This is a genomic window from Alteromonas marina, assembly GCF_000808575.1.
GTDB classification, from domain to species: Bacteria; Pseudomonadota; Gammaproteobacteria; order Enterobacterales; family Alteromonadaceae; genus Alteromonas; species Alteromonas marina_A.
This window is the reverse complement of the sequence record NZ_JWLW01000039.1, coordinates 1-1,578: the sequence shown is the minus strand read 5'-3', so window position 1 is coordinate 1,578 and position 1,578 is coordinate 1. Positions and strand designations below refer to the sequence as shown.

At 48.9% G+C, this 1,578-nt stretch carries 1 rRNA gene; it reads left to right on the top strand.

The features are described 5' to 3' along the window. Positions 1-130 precede the first annotated feature (130 nt). Positions 131-1,578: ribosomal RNA gene (locus RJ41_RS14395) — 23S ribosomal RNA — on the top strand; the annotation flags it as partial.

The following is a 1,578-nucleotide window of genomic DNA, read 5'->3' as shown; positions in this document are numbered from 1 at the left end:
ACTTTTTACTCTACTTGACTGAATTGCTTGTTATCAATCGATGATTTGATAGCAAGGCAATTCTTCCGATTAGCTTGTCATTCATGCAACGTAACTTAGACAGAAGTCAAAAGGCTGTTTGGGGTTGTATGGTTAAGTGACGAAGCGTATACGGTGGATGCCTTGGCAGTTAGAGGCGATGAAGGACGTGTAAGTCTGCGAAAAGCTGTGGTGAGCCGACAAAATGCATTTGAGCCACAGATGTCCGAATGGGGAAACCCACCTATTTATAGGTATCGTTAACTGAATACATAGGTTAACGAGGCAAACGAGGGGAACTGAAACATCTAAGTACCCTTAGGAAAAGAAATCAACCGAGATTCCCCTAGTAGCGGCGAGCGAACGGGGAGCAGCCCTTAAGCTGTTTAGAATTTAGTGGAATCCTTTGGGAAGAGGAGCGATACAGGGTGATAGCCCCGTACACGACGGATTCTTTACAGTGAAATCGAGTAGGTCGGGACACGTGTTATCTTGACTGAATATGGGGGGACCATCCTCCAAGGCTAAATACTCCTAACTGACCGATAGTGAACCAGTACCGTGAGGGAAAGGCGAAAAGAACCCCTGTGAGGGGAGTGAAATAGAACCTGAAACCGTATACGTACAAGCAGTGGGAGCCCTTCGGGGTGACTGCGTACCTTTTGTATAATGGGTCAGCGACTTATATTTAGTAGCAAGGTTAAGTGAATAACGGAGCCGTAGCGAAAGCGAGTGTTAACTGCGCGTTTAGTTGCTAGGTATAGACCCGAAACCCGGTGATCTAGCCATGGGCAGGTTGAAGGTTGAGTAACATCAACTGGAGGACCGAACCCACTAACGTTGAAAAGTTAGGGGATGACCTGTGGCTGGGGGTGAAAGGCCAATCAAACCGGGAGATAGCTGGTTCTCCCCGAAATCTATTTAGGTAGAGCCTCGGACGAATTCCATTGGGGGTAGAGCACTGTTAAGGCTAGGGGGTCATCCCGACTTACCAACCCTTTGCAAACTCCGAATACCAATGAGAACTATCCGGGAGACACACGGCGGGTGCTAACGTCCGTCGTGGAGAGGGAAACAACCCAGACCGCCAGCTAAGGTCCCAAAATATTGCTAAGTGGGAAACGATGTGGGAAGGCATAGACAGCTAGGAGGTTGGCTTAGAAGCAGCCACCCTTTAAAGAAAGCGTAATAGCTCACTAGTCGAGTCGGCCTGCGCGGAAGATGTAACGGGGCTAAGCAATATACCGAAGCTGCGGCAGCATGTTTACATGCTGGGTAGGGGAGCGTTGTGTAAGTGGATGAAGGTGAGTTGTAAAGCTTGCTGGACATATCACAAGTGCGAATGCTGACATGAGTAACGATAATGGGAGTGAAAAACTCCCACGCCGGAAGACCAAGGTTTCCTGTCCCATGCTAATCAGGGCAGGGTAAGTCGGCCCCTAAGGCGAGGCAGAAATGCGTAGTCGATGGGAAACGGGTTAATATTCCCGTACTTATATAATCAGTGATGGAGGGACGGAGAAGGCTAGGCAAGCTTGGCGTTGGTTGTCCAAGTGAAAG